Source organism: Nonomuraea sp. NPDC059023, from assembly GCF_042740095.1.
In the GTDB taxonomy this organism is placed as follows: Bacteria; Actinomycetota; Actinomycetes; order Streptosporangiales; family Streptosporangiaceae; genus Nonomuraea.
The window spans coordinates 20,514-38,064 of record NZ_JBHYIO010000040.1 but is presented as its reverse complement, the minus strand read 5'-3'; the positions used below and the strand labels follow the sequence as shown (position 1 = coordinate 38,064).

Annotated in this window: 14 protein-coding genes; 13 read left to right on the top strand and 1 reads right to left on the bottom strand. The window is 69.7% G+C overall.

Annotation, left to right across the window (positions count from 1 at the left end; all coding sequences use genetic code 11):
* Position 1: 1 nt before the first annotated feature.
* Entirely contained in the window at positions 2–322 is a 321-nt protein-coding gene (locus ACFWYW_RS46615; RefSeq protein ID WP_379621693.1) for a hypothetical protein, read from the bottom strand.
* A 285-nt stretch (positions 323–607) separates the two neighbouring features.
* Here ACFWYW_RS46615 and ACFWYW_RS46610 point away from each other — a divergent pair, with 285 nt between their 5' ends.
* The 13 genes from ACFWYW_RS46610 to ACFWYW_RS46550 all read left to right on the top strand — a co-directional run bounded on the left by ACFWYW_RS46610 (position 608) and on the right by ACFWYW_RS46550 (position 17,484).
* A complete protein-coding gene (locus ACFWYW_RS46610) occupies positions 608–1,081 on the top strand; it encodes a hypothetical protein (RefSeq protein ID WP_379621695.1) in 474 nt (157 codons plus the stop codon).
* Between the two features lie 27 nt (positions 1,082–1,108).
* Positions 1,109–1,576: a hypothetical protein gene (locus ACFWYW_RS46605; RefSeq protein ID WP_379621696.1), complete on the top strand. Its 468-nt coding sequence runs from the start codon at positions 1,109–1,111 to the stop codon at positions 1,574–1,576.
* Between the two features lie 17 nt (positions 1,577–1,593).
* On the top strand, positions 1,594–2,169 hold the full coding sequence (locus tag ACFWYW_RS46600; protein ID WP_379621698.1) for a hypothetical protein: 576 nt from the start codon (positions 1,594–1,596) through the stop codon (positions 2,167–2,169).
* Positions 2,166–2,354 carry a helix-turn-helix transcriptional regulator gene (locus ACFWYW_RS46595; RefSeq protein WP_379621700.1) on the top strand — a complete coding sequence of 63 codons (189 nt, stop codon included), beginning with the start codon at positions 2,166–2,168 and terminating at the stop codon, positions 2,352–2,354. Before ACFWYW_RS46600 ends, ACFWYW_RS46595 begins: the two co-directional genes overlap by 4 nt.
* A 136-nt stretch (positions 2,355–2,490) precedes the next feature.
* On the top strand, positions 2,491–2,889 hold the full coding sequence (locus ACFWYW_RS46590) for a VRR-NUC domain-containing protein (RefSeq protein WP_379621702.1): 399 nt from the start codon (positions 2,491–2,493) through the stop codon (positions 2,887–2,889).
* 40 nt (positions 2,890–2,929) lie between these two features.
* Complete coding sequence (locus ACFWYW_RS46585; RefSeq protein WP_379621704.1) at positions 2,930–3,799, top strand: hypothetical protein; 870 nt, start codon at positions 2,930–2,932, stop codon at positions 3,797–3,799.
* A 116-nt stretch (positions 3,800–3,915) separates the two neighbouring features.
* Positions 3,916–5,520, top strand: a complete 1,605-nt coding sequence (locus tag ACFWYW_RS46580) for a hypothetical protein (protein WP_379621705.1) — start codon at positions 3,916–3,918, stop codon at positions 5,518–5,520.
* An 84-nt stretch (positions 5,521–5,604) separates the two neighbouring features.
* A complete protein-coding gene (locus ACFWYW_RS46575; RefSeq protein WP_379621707.1) occupies positions 5,605–6,108 on the top strand; it encodes a hypothetical protein in 504 nt (167 codons plus the stop codon).
* Positions 6,109–6,254: 146 nt separating this feature from the next.
* Entirely contained in the window at positions 6,255–7,958 is a 1,704-nt protein-coding gene (locus ACFWYW_RS46570; RefSeq protein WP_379621708.1) for a hypothetical protein, read from the top strand.
* A gap of 266 nt (positions 7,959–8,224) precedes the next feature.
* Positions 8,225–8,953: a hypothetical protein gene (locus tag ACFWYW_RS46565; protein ID WP_379621710.1), complete on the top strand. Its 729-nt coding sequence runs from the start codon at positions 8,225–8,227 to the stop codon at positions 8,951–8,953.
* Positions 8,954–9,039: 86 nt separating this feature from the next.
* On the top strand, positions 9,040–9,246 hold the full coding sequence (locus ACFWYW_RS46560; protein WP_379621712.1) for a hypothetical protein: 207 nt from the start codon (positions 9,040–9,042) through the stop codon (positions 9,244–9,246).
* Position 9,247: 1 nt separating this feature from the next.
* Positions 9,248–11,509, top strand: coding sequence for a phage portal protein (locus ACFWYW_RS46555; RefSeq protein WP_379621714.1), 2,262 nt, complete (start codon positions 9,248–9,250; stop codon positions 11,507–11,509).
* A 68-nt stretch (positions 11,510–11,577) separates the two neighbouring features.
* The gene (locus tag ACFWYW_RS46550; protein ID WP_379621716.1) at positions 11,578–17,484 is read left to right on the top strand and encodes a hypothetical protein; all 5,907 of its coding nucleotides are present in this window, start codon (positions 11,578–11,580) and stop codon (positions 17,482–17,484) included.
* Positions 17,485–17,551 lie beyond the last annotated feature (67 nt).

The following is a 17,551-nucleotide window of genomic DNA, read 5'->3' as shown; positions in this document are numbered from 1 at the left end:
GTCAGGCCGCAGGCGTCTTGACCGGGGTACGGCGGAGCAGGCCGGCCCGGTAGATGTCCTCCACCACGGCGCGCACGATCTCCTCGCGAGAGCAGATGTCGGGCAAGAGGTTCGCCGCGTGCTCGGCGACGTCGATCGCCCGGGAGAACGCGTCGGCGTCGGCCAGGGCGGGCGTGAGGGGACGGCGGCGTTCACCGCGGTGGCGGACGGGCCGCTCGAGGGTGCCGTGCCGGTCGGTGGCGAGCGGGGCGCCGCAGGTGCGGCATTCGTACTCGCCGTCCTCGTGCCATTCGATCGCGCGTACGCATCTGCGGTGGCTCATGTCAGCCTCCTCTCCTATATCGCCTGTAATGTGCGTCGCCTGTTCGATTGTGAGGCGGGTGGGGTGATGGCGTCAACGTCGTCTTGACCGGCTGCCGTGGGGGTCGTGAGACGTAAGCGACGAAATGTGCTTACGTCCCTCTCGGCGTGGACGTGGATCGCGTAAGCCACGGAAGCCCCGTAAGGACTTGGCGTACCTAATAAATCTCCTGTATTATTCGAAAATATGGCGAGGGATTGCGGCCCTTGCTGGGTGATCGAAACCAGGAAGAAGGGACCCACCCCCATGACGGCTGTTGCGCCGACGCGATGCCGAGAAGCCTGCGGCACCCTCACCGGCCTGACGATCCACCAGGCCCACGGAGAGACCCCTTGCCATGGCTGCCTCGTCACTGGCGCCCAGCAGGTTCTGGAAGCCAAGCTCCTGGCCGAGCTGCTTCCCGTGCGGCCCACGCCTCCGCACGCCATCCGGATAACCAGCGAACAGGCCGCGAACAACCTGCGCCTCCTCAACGAGGAGATGCAGGCCTTCGCCAAGGCCCACCCCGCCCAGTCCTGGCAGCCCATGCCGCAGCGGCCCAGGCGACGGAAGTTGCTGCCGTGTGGGACCCCCGCAGCCGCCCGCCGCCACCGCCACCGCAACGAGAAGCTCTGCGACCCCTGCCGTGAAGCGGAAGTCCTGTACCAGAAGCAGCTCAGAGCGACCCACGCCCACCTGGCCAGGTACGCCCGTACCCGCCGCGACCGCGACGCCGCGTAGCGCCAGCCACAACCAGAGGTGACCCCCATGAACGACTTCACCACGGTCGCGGCCTACGACATGCAGCCGCCCGACACCTACCTGTTCACCGACACCGACGACCCCGACCGCAGGCTCCTGCGCTACGTCGCCGAGGCCATCGCCCGGCACGCCGCCGACATCCGCGAGGCCTCGCCCATCACGGTCATCCGGCACGACGGCTCTCACGCCGCCACCAACAGGGCCGGAAACAGCCACTACCTGTCCTGGGGCCAAGCGTGGACCGTCCGCCTCACCCCCGGCGACGAGGCGATCATCGTCTCCGTCACCGGCGGCCCCCACGAAACCCCGGCCGCGCCGCCCTCCCCGATCCACACCGAGCGCGTGCCGTACCCGCACGGCCCCGACAGCGACCCGGTCGCCATCGTCACCGGCGACTACCGCGAACAGCTCGACCGCGCCATAGACCAGGCGGTCGATGTCCTCATCGCCGCCCGCCACGCACGCCCCTACTAGGTCACGAGGTGAACCTCATGAGCGGCAACCCCCTGCAGTCGATCTATCCCCCGGAAGGGCGTCCGCACATGATCAAGGCCTTCGTTCACAAGGACGGCGACGGCGACGCATTGGAGGTAGAGGCCTTCCCCGACAGGGCCTGTCTTCGCACCAGCGCCTCTGCTGTGGTCGTCTCCAAAGCCGACGCCCCCGGCGTCGCCACCGCCATCTTGCTCGCCGCCGGGTGGGGCCAGGAGCCCACCTTCGCCGTCGACGCCGACCCACCCGGTGCGGACAGGTGGTTCGACACCGGGCTCGGCGAATTGGAGCTCAAGGGCGACCTGGTGACCCAGACCTTCTCCTGCGGCTGCGGGGAGAACGAGGTCCTTGGGGTCGATGGCGAGACGGCGATACAGATCGGCGCCTTGTTCCTCCGCCTCGGCAGGGCTGCCAAGCAGGCACCCCCTCGGGAGGCAGTGGAACGGCTGATGGAGGTCCTGGAGGAGATGCGCAACGACCCAAAGACCTCCGAAGCGCTGGCGGAGCCAGTGGATGACCGGGCCCTCGCCGCCGCGCTGCTGTCCCGCTTCGACCTCATGGAGAAGCAGGGATGAGCGACGACAGATGGCTGACGGTCGCCGACGTCGCCGAGCAGATGGACGTGTCGAAGATGACCGTCTACCGGCTGGTCAACTCGGGGGAACTCCCGTCCACGCGCGTCACGCCACGCAGTATCCGAGTCCGCGAGAGCGCGGTCCAAGCGCACATCCGTGCCACGTCCACGGGCATCGCCCGCTGATGGAAGGCCGCACCACGCTGATCAGCACCTTCCGAGGCTTGTGCTGCCTCGGCTCGTAGCCGGGCCTGCGGGGGTGGCGTGGAGTAACCCCGTCACCCTCGCAGGCTCACCAACCCATTCCAGCGCTGGAGGAAGCATGGCTGAGAACCTGTTGGAAGCGATGGCCGGCGGTCTGGCTGGCATGTCGGCCGAGGCCCAACGCAAGCTGGTCAAGACGATGACGGAAGCCACGCTGCGGGATGATCACATAAGGCCGCGGGCCCTGACCCTGGGCTGGTTGATCTACTGGACGTGGAACTCCAAGCACTCGCCCAAGGGGTTCCCCGACGTCTTCCTGCTGCACCCGAAGTCCGGAGCGGTCGTGATCCGCGAGCTGAAGATGGTGGGCAAGAAGCCGACTGTGGAACAGAAGCGGTGGCTGGACGGGTTCGGGGCGGCCGGGTTGGACCGTGGAGTGTGGACTCCGGAGGATCTGTTCAGCGGGGAGATCGACCGAGTGCTGCGCGCGGGAGTGGGCCAGAAGCGCATCCCTTAATGGGTGGGGCTTGTGTGACTTAGCCCCTACGCTTAGCCACATGGTCAACACGAGCGCCCCCTGGCTTCCTCTGCGCGCCCGCGCGGCTGGGGTGAGCACCGAGCGCACGCTGGTTGCTGGCACGCCGGACTACCTTCTTCGCCCGCTTCAGGGATGGCTCGAGGAAGCCTCCAACGGGCACAGCGGACTGGATCTGGCCGAGATGGTCCAGCTTCGGCTACGCCGCACTGACCTGTACGGGAACCTTCACTCGACGGGGGCGATCGTCGTCGCCCAGGGCGACGATCTTCTCGAAGCCATCGACGCCGCCCTGGACATCTACAACTTCGTGTTCGACGACGAGTACTACAACGCGCCCACCACACAGTGGTGGGCGCTGATGGTGCACAAGCTGGAGATGATCCTGAACAACGCCGGGTCCATGTGGCGGCTCACCGACAAAGCGAACGGCCTCATCGAACGTGTCGACCCCACCGTGACGGCCGCAGCCGACAGCGCCGTACAGGCGGCCCCGCAGAGCGCTGGCCAGCTCCTACGAAGAGCGTGGGATGCCGCGTACGGCATGAACCCCGACACGGGGCTGGCCTACAGCCACGCGGTGAAGGCCGTTGAGGCCGTCGTCATCCCGGTGACGACACCCAATGACAAGCAGGCCACGCTCGGCAAAGCGCTCTCGCACCTGCGCAACACCGCGGCGTCGTGGAGTCTCGTCATCGACGACAAGAACGGCGACCCGGCGCCGATCGACGCGGTGATCGCCATGATCGCGCTGTTGTGGCATGGCCAGCGGGATCGGCATGCAGGACCGGCCATGAAGCCCGCCAGCCTCGAGGCCGCCCGTACGGCGGTGCACGGCGCGGCCACGCTCGTCCACTGGTTCAGCACCGGCGCCGTACAGAAGCAGCCGTAGTTCGAGCCGGAATAGCCAAGCCGCTAAATAGCCTGTAATATGTGCCTGCTGGCCCCTTGGTGGGGCCCCGCCCCGGAACGATCGGGAGGAATCTCAGCAGGAAGGTCATCTCCGCGATGTCACCGAACACGCTACACGCCGTCGCCGAGCAGGTACGTGAGGCGCACCAGCTCGCGCAGGATCTCTGGTCGAAGCAGAAGCGAGAAGCGGCTCATCCCCGCAACATCGCCGGCATCGTCCTCATCCGCCGGCACGGCCACGACAAGCCGGCCGTGTGGAAGCTCATGGGCGTCTCCCGCACCATGGGCGACCAGGAGATCTTCCCGCACGCGCCGATCGACGCCGAGCTCCCGGACCTCTCCGAGGCCGACGCCCTGCGCATCATCGCCGAGCAGCGCGCGACGATCGACGACATCGACGCCCGTCACCAGGAGGCCGTCAAGGCTCGCCGGGAGGGTGTCAGCAAGATGACGCTCGGCGAGGCCGGGGACCAGGCGCTGGCACCAGCGGAGATCGCGTCGCTGACCGGGCTGACGATCCAGCAGATCGCGTCCGACCTGGCGAAGTCGTGGCAGCCCATGGGCGGGATCGCCCGGATGCTCGGCGTGCACCTCGAGGTCGTCGAGGCGGCCCTGCGCACCGCCCGGGACACCGGCGTGGAGTGGCCGACGTCCCGCGAAGACGGCGAGCTGCTGTTCGACCCGATCGCGTTCCGCACGTGGTGGACCGAGCACCGCTACGGCTGGGCCACCTCCGAGCAGCTCTCCGCCGAGCTCTCCGCCGACCCGATCGACGTCGACCGCATACTCACCATCGCCGACGAGATCGGGGACGCCCCCACGCACGACTTCATCGACGGCGAGCTGCTGTTCGAGCCGACGTCGTTCCGCGCGTGGTGGCTTGGCCGGACACGGGACGCGGAGGAGATCGCGGAGGGCTGGGCGGGCGCCACCGCGCTCGCCTACGAGGTGCGCATGCCCATCACCACCCTGCTGCCCATCCTCAGCGCCGCGAAGAAGAGCCACACCATCCCGCCGAACCGGCAGGGAGGCACAGGCCGGGGCCGGGGCCGGGATGGGCGCCAGTACGAGGTCGAGGCGTTCCGCGCGTTCATGTCGGAGCGCAACACTCGAAGCCGCGGCAACGACCGCCTGGGCGCCCTCGGACACCTCGCTGCGCGGGTGGGCCAGCCGGAGCACGTGGTCTCCGCGTGGATCAAGGAGGCGGTGCTGCGCGGCATCGAGCTGCCGCCGCACGAGCAGGGCCCACGCGGTCGGCTGTTCGACCTCGACGCCTTCCCGGCCTGGTGGGATGCAACGTGGGCGCGCACACGCGGCGGCACCCTGGCCGGCCTGCCCGAGCTGGCGAACCTCCTGGACACAGATGAGCTGACCCTCGTCGCCGGACTCGAGGTCGCCACCATCCGAGGTGTCGTTCTCCCGCCCCAGGAGCAGACCGACAGCGGCACGATGTTCCTCGCTGCACCATTCCGGCTCTGGTGGCCATGCTGGCAGACCAGCCTCGACGCCCAGGAGATGCGGATGCTGTCGATCGCGGAACTCGCCGACGAGGTCGAGCTGCCGCGTGAGAAGGTGAAGCGGCAGATCAAGGCGGCGCTCGAGCGCGGCCGCGTGCTCCCGCCGCACACGGTGAACGAGCGCGGCCACCGGCTGTTCGAGCTGGCCGGCTACAAGGCGTGGAGGACCCTGATCGAGGCCTGACGCTTCTGTCCTCAGCAGTGATGCTGCCCGTTGCACCACGCAAGGTCCATGAGAAGCGGCACCTGAGCGTTCACCGGAGGAACCATGGAAAACGCCACCCCCGGCCAACACTCGCGCCCAGCGGTGAGCTTCCTCTTCGACAACGACGATTTCCACCGCCGCGCGAACGCCGACGATGCCCTCCGTGCCTACTTCCAATGGGTCAACGTCGAGTGGGACGAGGAAGTCCAGGCGATCGGCCAAGGCGAGGACCGCATCGCGTTCCTCGTCAACAGCATCGTCTACAAGCTGGGCGGCCGGGCGTCCGCCAACCCCTACGACCACGAAACGCTCGAGGCCGCCCGCCGGGCCGGGAAGCCGTGGGCGCCCCCCTCCTGCCTCTTCGAGATCACCGTAGAGTTCGGCGTCGAACAGGTGATGGCCATGCCGTACATAGAGAACGACGGCACGGCCGCTGACTCGGACGCTCTGGCCCAGATGTTCGAGGACGCCGGCGGCGAGATCGACTCGACGAACTATCGCGTCATCCAGGGCCAGCCGATCGTCATCGACGGGTGCACCGTCCGCCGGGGCGCCTGGTACGCGTAACCGAGCACCCTTCCGCTCCTGCGGCGGCGGAGCCGAGCTTCCTGACCTGATACTTGGCCCCGGGTGGACGTTAACCGCCCGGGGCCGAACCATGCCCCCGTGATCTCGGGGGCGGACACACGGCGGCAGCGTGCGCGGGAGCGCTGGTGCTGACGCCTGCCCAGACCCCGGCCGGCGACGCGCGGTCGCTGATCGCGCGCCGGATGTTCCACGACCTCATGGACATCCCTCCAGAGGAGCGGCGGCCGCTGCTGTGGGATCTGACGCCGGCCGAGTCGACGCACCTGTACACCGCGGCGTACGAGGTGGCGGGCAGCAGCTACGCGACGTGGGTGGATGATCCGGTCGGGTTCTGTGAGCAGGTGCTCGGCAGCGTGGCGTGGGCGACGCCACGCAAGTTCATGAGGGCGCTCGTGGAGCACAAGCTCGTCGCGGTCCCTTCGTGCTTCGGCTCGTCGAAGACGTTCTCTTGCGGGCAGCTCGTGTTGTGGCACAGCCTCGTGCACCCAGTCGGCACCGGGGTGACGGTGACGCTGGCGCCGCTGTGGCGGCAGGTGACCCACCAGCTCTGGCGCGAGGTCCGCGCCGCGCACACCCGGGCGGGCCTGCCGGGTGAGATCGACACGGCGCAGTACAAGCTGCCCGACGAGGCCGGGCTGATGACCCGGGTCGCCTACGGGATCGCCGCCGCCCCGTACAACGAGGCAGCAGTTCAGGGGATTCATGGCCAGCATCTTCTACTCGTTGTAGAAGAAGCTGGGGGTATCGCCCACACGATCGGCCGCAACCTGTCCGGCCTCATGGTGGGCGAAGACAGCCGGATGATCGCCATCGGCAACCCGCCCACCGACGAGCCGTCGACGTGGTTCGAAGGGCTGTGCAAGGACGTCGACGTCAAGACGATCCCCATCTCGGCGTGGGACACCCCGAACCTCACCGGCGAGAACTTCGGGGAGTGCCAGTCGTGCCCAGGCAAGCCGCACTCCCCCGCGATCCACATGGTCGACCGGGCCTGGATCGAACGCACCATCCGCGTTCACGGGGAGAAGTCGAACTACGTCCGGGCGAAGGTGCTGGCGAAGTTCCCCAAGGGCGTCGCGAACGCCACCATCCCGGCCGACTGGGTTGAACTGGCGGTGGAGCAAGAGGAGCCCGAGACCGGGATCCGGCTGTGCGACCTCGGTCTGCCCGAGGAGACCGCGGAGTGGAAGGTTCACCCGGGCGCGTGGGTGAGGCTCGGCGTCGACGTTGCCGCGGGCGGCGGAGACGAGCTGGCCATCTCCCGGATCGTCGGTGACCTGGTCACGCTCGAGCACGCCTTCTCCGGGGCGGAGAACGGCGACCCGGTGCACGTGTCCGGAATCATCCTGCAGCACATCCGGCGGGCAGAGGCCCTGGCCAAACGGCTGGGCACCCGCGCGAAGGTGCGCGTGAAGATCGACGGCCTCGGCTGGGGGTGGGGGCCGGCCGGGACGTTGAAGGCGTGGGGTGAGGAAGGCGTCCACGACGCGGAGATTGTGATCGTGATGGTGTCGGAGAACACCGGCCGGGAGCCGGATGAGGAGTCGATGCTGCCGTACCGCAAGCGGGACGAGATGTGGCTGGCAGGCAGGAGCTTGCTGCGGCCGGACGAGACGGGCAGGTCGCGGTTGCGGCTGCGGGTGGACGATCTCACCCAGGCGCAGCTGGCGGCGCCGAAGCTGAGCACGAACACGAACGGGTACTCGGTGGTGGAGTCGAAGGAGAACATGCGCAAGCGTGGCCTGTCGTCGCCGGACCGTGGCGAGGCTGTTCTCCTGGCGCCGTACGAGCCGCTCGTAGATGAGGAAGAAGCGCGACTCCTTGTTTAGGTTTACCGGCCAGCCTGAATTGTTACGGCCAGGAGTTTACGGACCGGAAAATCTGAGTGGGTCTCAAGGTCTTGAATCTCCGGCGAGATGATCATTAGGTTGCTAAATGGCCTGCTGACAAGGGGGCCTGACGCTTCCCGCCCGTCATAAGCACGATGATCACGCCGCTACTCGCACACCGGAGCCGCCGTCAACCAAGGGTTGATTTCCGGTTCGGCCAGGGGCTGCCGAGACCATAGTGCGCCGCCCTCAGGGGGAGGAGACGCATGACCGATTTTCCGCGGGGCCATGTTTGGTACTACGCGGTGTGGTTGCCGGCGCCGTCGCTCGCGCACGTGCACCACGCCCGAGAAACGCAATGCGTTGTGGTTCCTGACGACTACCAGGGCAACCCGGAGTGGCTGCTCGGCCTCGTCATGGAGATCAAGGCGCTCGTCTGCATCAAGTGCAGGCGCCCGTACTGGATGGTGGAGTACGACCCGGTTTGCATCGCTGACAGCCCCAAGACGCGCAAGCACCTGCGTGGCGGCAAGAGCGACCGCCGCCTGCGGGACGTGCCCGGCCCAGGCGAAAGCGCTCTGGAGCGCGCTCAGTCGGGAGACATCCGCGCAGAGATCATCGGTGAGCTGGCTCCAGCCGCCGCCGAACCGCTGGAAGAGATCACCGACATCCCCGCGTGGTTGAGCCTCCTGGACGGGCTGGGCCACGACTGGATCTACCAGATCTGGTTGCCCGCCCCCTCATCAGCGCACGCCCGCACGGCCAACGTGAGCCCGTTCGTGACGCTGCCCGACGACTACAACGACGCGCCCGGCTGGAACGAGCCAGTGCTGATCGACATCGAACGGATCAGTTGCCGCGTCTGTGACGAGCTGTATCGGCCGTCCACCCGCACCGTGTGTCGCCCCGGGAAGAAGCAGCAGTATGCCGCCACCCGCGGCCGCCGCGAAGACGCCGCCTACATGCAGGCGTCCCGCCTCTCCGGCCTGGCGTAGACCCGCCAGGACGTAAACCTCCCAGGCCCCTACCTTGCCCGACAGCCAGCGATCACCGCGCTGGCGGGCACGGAGGGGCCTTCACGTTGAACGACCACGATCGCCAGCCGTTGACCGGCCGGCAGCTACGCGACCTGATCGGGCTGATCCTCATCGTGGCCGGGGCCGCGGTGATGTGCGCCGCGGCGTTCGCCTATCACCCGATCGCCGGGTGGGGGCTGCTCGGCGTCCTGTTGTGCGGGGCCGGCGTCCTGCTGGCCAGTGCCCCCGCCGATGACAGGAGGGGGCAGTAAGGTGGCGCGTCGCCGATTCCTGCCCGGCCTGCGCGCCCTCGTGCAGACCAAGCAGTGGGGCGCCTGGGCGGCGCCGTCTGGTGTTTTCATGCCGTCGTCGGACGCGATGCGCCGGGCCTGGCCGGTCGAGCGGGCCGTGGCCGAGGCGTGGGAGCGGACGGTGTGGGTGTACAAGTCCGTGGACGCCATCGCCGGTCACCAGGCCAAGCTGGACTTCCAGCTCCGCGACGGCGACGAGGTGATCACCGACCACCCGCTGTGCGAGCTGCTCAACGACGGCAAGGCCAACCCCCTCGAATCTGGGCGCCAGTTCCGCAAGCGGCTGAGCCAGCAGATCCTGCTCTCCTCGGCCGGCGCGTTCGTGGAGGTCACCCATTCCAACCGGGGCACCCCGATCCGCTATGACCTGTTGCCGCCCGGCCGTACCCGCCCGGTCCCCGGCCGTGGAGCCGACCTGCTGTCCCATTTCGAGACGATCGCGCCGGACGGGCGCCGGGTCGGCATCGACCCCGAGCGCGTCCGCTGGTTCAGAGACGTGCACCCGACCGACCCCTACCGGGGCATGACCCCGATCGAAGCCGCGAGTCTGTCGGTGGATCTGGACTTCCTGTCCCGGCTCTACAACGTGGTCTTCCTGCGCAACGACGGCCGCCCCGCCACGGTGGTCGGGGTCGAGGGCAAGCTGTCGCAGCCGGAGGCCGACCGGATCGAGAACCGGTTCGGGCGCGGCCCGATGGAAGCCGGCAAGGTGTCGGTGATCAATGGGAAGATCACGGTGAACGACCTGGCGGCCAAGCCGCGCGACATGGCCTACAGCGAGGCCGCCTCGCGCGCGAAGGAAGAGGTGCTGGCCGCCTTCGGCGTTGGTGAGACCGTCATGGGCAACGCGGCAGGCCGTACGTACGACAACGCCGACGCCGAGCTGTTTCAGTTCTGGACGATCACCATGGACGCGCACATGGGCATCGTCACCTCCGGGTTCCACCCGGACTCCGACGAGGGGCTGATCGGCAAGCTCGACGTCTCCGGCGTGGAGGTGCTGCGCCGGGTCGAGCTGGCCCGCAGGCAGGAAGCCCGTGAGGAGCTCAACGTGGGCGCGATCACCGTGAACGAGTACCGGACCATCGCCGAGTACGACGAGTTCGACATGCCGCACGCCCGCGCGTTCTACGTCTCCAACACCAAGACTGCCGTTCCGACCACGGAGGACGACGCCATCGCGCTCGGCCTGGCCAGCCCGCCGGAGGACGAGCTGGCCGCGCCCGCCGGTGACGAGGCGGCGGAGGGCGCGCCGGTGGAGGACGGGCCGGAGCCTGCTGGGCCGGAGACGGCGGCCGAACCCCCGGCCGAGCCCCAGAGCGGCGCGGGGCTGGGGCGGCTGCAGCAGCTCCTCGACGGGGAGCAGACCAAGGCGGTGGGCGTCGCCGACCTGCTGCCTGCCGTCGAGCCTGCCACTGCGCCGGTGCCCGTGGCGGCCGATGTCCGCGACGACATCGAGGAGCAGCTGCAGCAGGTGCTCGTCCAGCTTGCGCGCCGTCTGGTGGAGCGGACGGCCGGGCGCGCCAGCGGCACGAAAGCCCGCAGGGGCACGCGCCACTGGGCTGCGGAGTACGAGGTGGACACCCGGGTCGGAGACGCGCCCCTGCCGGTGACGCGCATCGTGGATCCGGACCAGTGGTACGAGGACGCCACCGGCGCGCTGAGGCCCGTCGTGGATGCCGCGGAGAGCGCTGCTGCGGCGGCCCTGGTGGCCAGCTTCCCCCACCTCGCAGACACGGGCGTGGCCGCCTCCGGCGCGGTAGCTGCGGAAGGGGCGGGCGCGGCGACGCTCCACTGGCTCGCCGACTCCATCAAGCAATCGGCCACGCTGCTTGGCGCGAAGATCACCGGCCTGGACGGTGCAGGCGCGGACATCGCCGCCATCACCAGCAGCATCCGCGCCGACCTCTCGCTGCGGGAGGAGTGGGCGAAGCGCATGGCCATCACCGCCGCGACCGACATCGTGCACGCGGCCGAGGCCGCCGCCGCCCTCGCGCTGGCGGGAAAGACCGGAATGGCGACCGCCACCTGGACGAACCGCGACGACGGCCCGATGCAGGCCGCCCACGCGACCGCTGACGGCCAGGTGCAGCCCGCCGAAGGGAAGTTCCGGGTCGGTGACGCTCTGCTGCGCTGGCCCGGCGACACGGCAGGCCCGCCACACGAGGTGAACGGCTGCAAGTGCCGGCTGCGCTGGCTGATCGTGCCCGGCCTCAGGACGTAAACCGGCGAATCCGGCACCATTCCGCCCCGACAGCAGCCCGGAACGACTGCGGGGGCACCGTGACGCAGGTGGTGGAAGAGCCCGTCCTTCAGAGCAAGGCACGGCGGGCCGTATGGAACGCCGACGACCATCCCCGGGACCGGAAGGGCCGGTGGATCGAGACCGGCGCCGAGGTCCGCATCTGGGGCCGCCGCGGCGTCGTCGGCAAGGTGGTGCGAAACGTCGGCGGCGGCCGCCTGGAGGTGGAGTTCCCGGACGGCACACGCCAGCAGATCCACCGCAACTACCTCACCGTCGAACGCACCCCGGACGGGAACAAGCCGACCGGGCAGGCAGACGCCCGTCCCCAGCCGGTGCCGGTCGAAGAGCCCGCCGAGGGCGCCGCTGACTTTTCGCCGGACACGGACGGCCGGATCTCGGTCTCCGACCTCGTCGAGGGCGACGCCGTCCTGGTGTACGGCGAGGACGTCGACGGCAACGACGTGACCCGCGTCGGCGTGGTTCAGCAGGTCACGCCAGATGAGGAGCGCGGCCACCTGATCGAGTTGAGCGCCGGCGACGACACGGTCACCGTGTACTCCGGTGCCGCGGACGCCACCGCGCGGAAGATCCCGCGCGAGGACCTCGCCCAGCTCGACCAGGCGCTCAGCGACGGCGATCCCGAAGCTGACGAGATGGCGCGCGAACTGCTCGCCCGCATCGTCGACGCCGATGATCGCGAAGCCGACGCCACCCCCGATGAGGAATCGCCGGCGGCCCCCGTCGCGGACCTTCCCCAGCAGGGCGAGCGGGTACGGCTGGCCAACGGCGCGGAAGGCACCGTGGCCGAGGTCCGCAGCGATGGCGCAATGATCGTCACGCTCGACTCCGGAAGCCGCGTCAACGCCAACGCCGCAGCGGTCACCCGCCTACCCGCCGAACAGACCGCGGACGAACAGGTCGCAGACGTCCCGGAACCCGCTGGCGATACCCCCGAGGGGCCGGGCCCCGCCCTCAGCGAGGCATCCCCTGGCGGGAAGCTGATCCTGGAACAGGACACCCCCGACAGCGGGCTGATCATCCGCGCCGCCAACGTGCGCAGCGGCCGGCTGCCCCAGCCCCTCACCGATGGGCTTGGCGCCGACGAGGCTCGCGACCTGATGGCCGACCTCGAATCCAGCATGGCGGGCCCAGACGGCGACTCCCCGTGGGACCTCGAAGACCCCGCCGAGGTGTTGCGGTGGCGTTCGGCTGAGGGTTACCGGTTCCTCACCCAGGTCCAGTTGCAGGCCGCCCGCTGGCGCTTCCGGAATGGGATGGAGCCCGATCCGTACGGCTACGCCCGCGACTCGGCCGCGCGCGATGACCTCGCCCGCATCGGCATCCTCGACCGCGGCGGCCGTCTCGCCGACGCCGGGCCGTCTGCCGGGCTGCCCGCCGTCGAGCAGTTGCTGCCCCGCTTCCGGCAGCTGAGCACGCCGGCGCTGACCAGCCTGGCCAGCGTCTTGGATGAGCGTGCCGCCAGCCGCTACTACCGCGAGGGCGGAAGCCTGGACCGGCGGGGTGAAGGGGAGCCGACCTGGGGCCGGCACGCTGCCGCAGCCCGCCAGGTCCTGACCGAGCACCAGCAAGCCACTGCCCTGTCCCGGCAGGCCGCCGCCAAGTACAAGGCAGGCGACGTCGCCGGCGCCCTGGCGGACCTGGACGCTGCGGCGCAGCTCGCGCCGAACGTCCGCGACTGGGAGGCGATCCGCGCCAAGATCAGCCCGCCGGACGGCAGCCAGGCGACAGCGGCCGACGCCGCGGCGTCGGCCGACCTGGAGCCGCTTGACCCGGAGACCAGCGGCGGCTACATGCGCGCCTTCCAGTTCCAGCCCGGCGACAGCGTCTTCCCCGGAGGCCGCGACCACCCCGACAGCGGGCCCGAACTGGTCGAGGCCGTCACCGACAACGGTGACGGCACCCTCACCCTGCGCCTGCACACCGGCCAGGCCCTGACGGTGCCGCGCAATGAGGCGCTCGTCCGCGGCGGGGATCTGATCGCTCGTGACCCGGCAGGCGACCGGTACGGCGTCACCACCCGCGCCGCCGCCCTGGCGGAGGGCGATTGGGTAGAGCTGGCCACGCTGGATCGTGAGCAGCTCCTGCAGGCCGGGCAGGGTGACCGCACCTCGGAAGGCGTCATCGTGCGCGGCCGCGTCATCTCCGGGCCTGGCGCCGCCCGGATCCGGCTGCAGCAGGTGACCGTCCACGACCCGCGCACCGGCGCCCTGCTCGACGCGATGGACACCTTCGACATCAACCCGGGCGCCCGCCCGGCACGGCTGGACGCTGCCCCGGACTCCGCGGCCGCCGCCGCTGGCCGTACCGAGCGGGCTGTCCCGGATGGTGGCCAGTGGGTTCGGCCTGGTGACGTCCGGTCCGGCGGCCAGGTGGCGATCCCGCTGCGCGGCAGCCATCCCACGCTTTCGCGGCTGGGGCTCGGCCCCGTCGACCAGGTCACCGTGTCCGGCACCGTCCGCGATCAGAGTGCGGTCGACCAGGGGTGGGGCGGCCACGATCTGCTGCTTGACGGCGGCCGGTGGGAGAGCTCGGATGGCCGCTCCGGCGACCTGCCTGCGGGCTGGTTCCGCCTTCCGGCCGGCAAGGGCCTCTACTACCGTCCCGGCACGGCTGGTCCCGGCTCGGTGCCCGTCCCGGCCGACGAACTTGCCGTGGGTGACGTGATCCCCGAGGGTGAGATCACCCAGGTCACCCGGACCGACGACTACGTGTTTCTCGCCGTCCGCGACCTCGACGACCACCGCTCCATGCTCGCGCTCCGACCCGGGCAGGGCGTCAACCGGCTCCAGGCCGGCGGCGGGCAGGCGCCGGAGCCCGTGACCATCACCGACGTGCCAGTCGGCTCGCTGCTGCCCGGAGATCGGGTGCTGGCGAAGCGAGGCTGGGAGCACGCGCCCGCCACCGTCACCGGCCTCGAGGCCAGTGACATCGGCAACGTGGTGCACGTCGTCTTCGACAACGGCTCCGCCAGCATGCTCCTGGCCGTCGACGGCAGAGTCGTGAAGCGCCTGGACGGCCCGGCCGCCCGCGACGACGACGGAAGCGGAGACGCTGACGGCGGTGAGGTGACGCCGCTGGAGCCGCCCCGACCTGACCGGCTGCCCAAGGAGGTCCCAGCCGCCCGCCCGGTCCTGTACACCTACCAGCGGGCCAACCTCGTTGCGCTCGGCCTCGACACCGTCGAGGATCCTGCGGTCAGCGACGCCGCACTCCGGCTGCGGCACCGGATGCCGCTGTCAGCCGACCACGCCGCCGCGCTCGCGGACGCGGTACGGCAGGCCGCCGAGCAGCCTCACGTCAAGACCGTTCAACGCCGGGCGCTGCAGCGGGCCGCGCACCGGCTGGACGCGGCCGCCGCCGAAGCCCGCGGCGTCCCGGCGCCGGAACTGCCGCCCGGCCGGTCCGCGCCCGAGCAGGTCCGCTCCGGGAACGTGGCCGCCGGCGACGTCATCGCCGTCCCCGGCGCAGGCGAGCAGGCGCAGTTCGTCACCGTCCGCGCCGCCAGGTCGATGATGCGCGGCCGGCTGGTCGAGCTGGAGGTTGAGCACGCGGACGGGACCGTGGAGACGCGGGTGCTCACCGGCCGCACCGACGTGTGGCTGCTACCTGATCTGCCCGACGACGAGCCTGAGGAGCCTCCCGGCGGCCGGGAGCACATCCACCACAGCCGTCTGCATATTGGCGACCAGATCGAATGGCACGGAGGCCTGGACGGCGAGCCTGGCGTCTACACCGTGGTCAACGTCTCCTACGACTCCTGGAGTGGCCAGGCCGAGGTGAAATTGCAGGGCGCCGATGGCCGCACCCGGTGGGAGATCTTCTACAACCGGGAGGGCCTGCCAAGCTTGGTCCGCGTCGGCCGTGGCCCCGGCTCATCCGACCAGCCTTGGGACGGGCTGATGCCGGACGAGGACCCGGTCGACGTCGCCGTCGACGAGGTACGAGCAGGCGACCTGATCAGGATCTCTGACCCCGCCGGCGACACCGTCGTCGGTCACGTCGGCGCAGTCACCCCCGTCGTGGGCGGCGAGAGAGAGGCGTACGCCGTCTGGCTGACGACCAGAGACGGCGGGCTCATCACGCGGACGCTTTCACCCGGCGACGGGAAGACGATCACCAGGCTGGCGGCCTCGGAGAGCTACACCCGCTACCTCGCCGACGCTCGGCGACAGCATGAGCGGGACGAGACCGCTCGGAAGATCAGCGAGGAGTTCGGCGCCATCTCGGTGGCCGCCTACAAGGAACACGTCGGCGCCGCAGGTCAGGCAACCGACGACGACACCCCCGACACGATCGCCGAACGGATCGAGGCCAGCCATCGGCAGCGTGTCCAGGAAGGGCCCAGCTTTCAGGACAGGCAGCGTGCTCGCCGGATCGCCGACCACCTGAACATCGGTGACGGCGAGGCCCGCAAGGCGGCGGTGGCGCGGCTGACCGAGGTGTTCGGGGAGTTGCGGGCACAGGCGAAGGATCACCTGATCGAGTCCATCAGGCAGGCCCGGCCGATCGGTGGTGAGGACCGGCCGAGAGCCTACGGCCGGGTGCTGGTGCAGTACTACGACAACCCGCCCGCCGACCGCACCACCTACCTGGCGGCGGCGTCCACGCTGGCTGAGCTTGCCGGCCTGCTGGATGTGCCCGACAGCGGCGCCGACGACGACCTGGCCCGTGTCCCCGAGCGAGGCGACGGTGCCGACATCGGCGCTCGCGTCGACGCCTACCGCAAGGCTCTGGGCGGCGGGCACGCATTCGGAAAGCGCCGGCTGAAGCGGACGGTGTTCAAACGCACAACCTTCGCCGACCTCGACGCCGGCCGGGTGCCCGAGACCGAGCAGATCGACGCCTTCATTCGTGACGAGGCCCCCGATGGAGGGCCCGGGGAGCACGCTATGGCGCACCTGGCGCTCGTGCGCGCCGCCGGCCGCGAACTTGATGACGTCTACCAGGCCAAGCGCGCCCAGAAGGCCGTACCGCTCGAGCAGGAACAGAACGCCGTGGACGAGGAACTGGCCGAACTGCGGCGGAAGATCCAAAGAGCCGAGTTGCGGTGGTCGCAGACGTGGGATGCGGAGAAGGACCGCCAGGCACGCCTGCAAGGCTTCGCCTCCTATGAGGCGATGCATGTTGCGAGACAAGCCGCGCTCGACCGGAGGGACAACGCCGAGTTTGACCGCCTGGTCGATCAGATGCTGGAGATCACCCGGACGGCGCGGGAACAAGCGGAGACCGAACGCGTCGACCTCGAAGCTGACCAGGAACGGCGTCAGAAGCTCCTGGTGCGGCAGCGCGAGCTCAAGGTGGAGCTCGGGCAGGCCAACCGTGACGCCGCGATCGAGCTGCTGCGCGAGATCCGGCCGGACGGCGTCGGCGGGGTCCAGGTCGACTGGCGCAACGACCGCACCGGCAAGAAGGTGACCGGCCGCTCCGAGCTGGTCAAGTCGCTGCGGTTCGCTGAGGAGTCCTACCCGACATCGTGGCTGGAGGCCTTCCGCGCCCATGGCGGCACCAACGGCTGGACGATCAAGCAGGTCAAGCGCGGCTTCTACAACGACTACATGAAGGTGGTCGCCCTGTCGCCCGAGGTGCAGAAGACCTCCAAGGGCGGCAAGTTCGGCGCGGTGTCCGTCCACGAGATGGGCCACGGCATGGAACGCGCTGTGCCCGGTCTTCTGGACGCGGAGTGGGCGCTGCTGTGGGCTCGCACCTCAACGGGGCCCGTCGGGTCCCGGACGAGGGAGAAGCAGACTTCGATCTACCGGGGCACGTCCGAGATGGGCTACAGGGACGAGTTCCCCGAGCACTACACCGGTAAGGACTACGAAGGCCGCGCCTACGAGGTGTTCACCACGACCATCGAGAGCCTCATGGGCGGCTCCTCCTATCTGGATGACGACCTGCGCCAGTGGCTGCTCGGCGTCCTGGCCCTGCTGTAACGACACCCTGGGCAAGGGCTGGCCGGCGCTACCCTCCTGATAGAGCGACGGAGGCGATCCTGGCCGC

Coding starts and splice junctions, on each gene's coding strand:
- ACFWYW_RS46585 (WP_379621704.1), top strand. CDS start 2,930: ATGGTCAACACGAGCGCCCCCTGGCTTCCTCTGCGCGCCCGCGCGGCT.
- ACFWYW_RS46615 (WP_379621693.1), bottom strand. CDS start 322: ATGAGCCACCGCAGATGCGTACGCGCGATCGAATGGCACGAGGACGGC.
- ACFWYW_RS46610 (WP_379621695.1), top strand. CDS start 608: ATGACGGCTGTTGCGCCGACGCGATGCCGAGAAGCCTGCGGCACCCTC.
- ACFWYW_RS46590 (WP_379621702.1), top strand. CDS start 2,491: ATGGCTGAGAACCTGTTGGAAGCGATGGCCGGCGGTCTGGCTGGCATG.
- ACFWYW_RS46575 (WP_379621707.1), top strand. CDS start 5,605: ATGGAAAACGCCACCCCCGGCCAACACTCGCGCCCAGCGGTGAGCTTC.
- ACFWYW_RS46600 (WP_379621698.1), top strand. CDS start 1,594: ATGAGCGGCAACCCCCTGCAGTCGATCTATCCCCCGGAAGGGCGTCCG.
- ACFWYW_RS46565 (WP_379621710.1), top strand. CDS start 8,225: ATGACCGATTTTCCGCGGGGCCATGTTTGGTACTACGCGGTGTGGTTG.
- ACFWYW_RS46595 (WP_379621700.1), top strand. CDS start 2,166: ATGAGCGACGACAGATGGCTGACGGTCGCCGACGTCGCCGAGCAGATG.
- ACFWYW_RS46580 (WP_379621705.1), top strand. CDS start 3,916: ATGTCACCGAACACGCTACACGCCGTCGCCGAGCAGGTACGTGAGGCG.
- ACFWYW_RS46605 (WP_379621696.1), top strand. CDS start 1,109: ATGAACGACTTCACCACGGTCGCGGCCTACGACATGCAGCCGCCCGAC.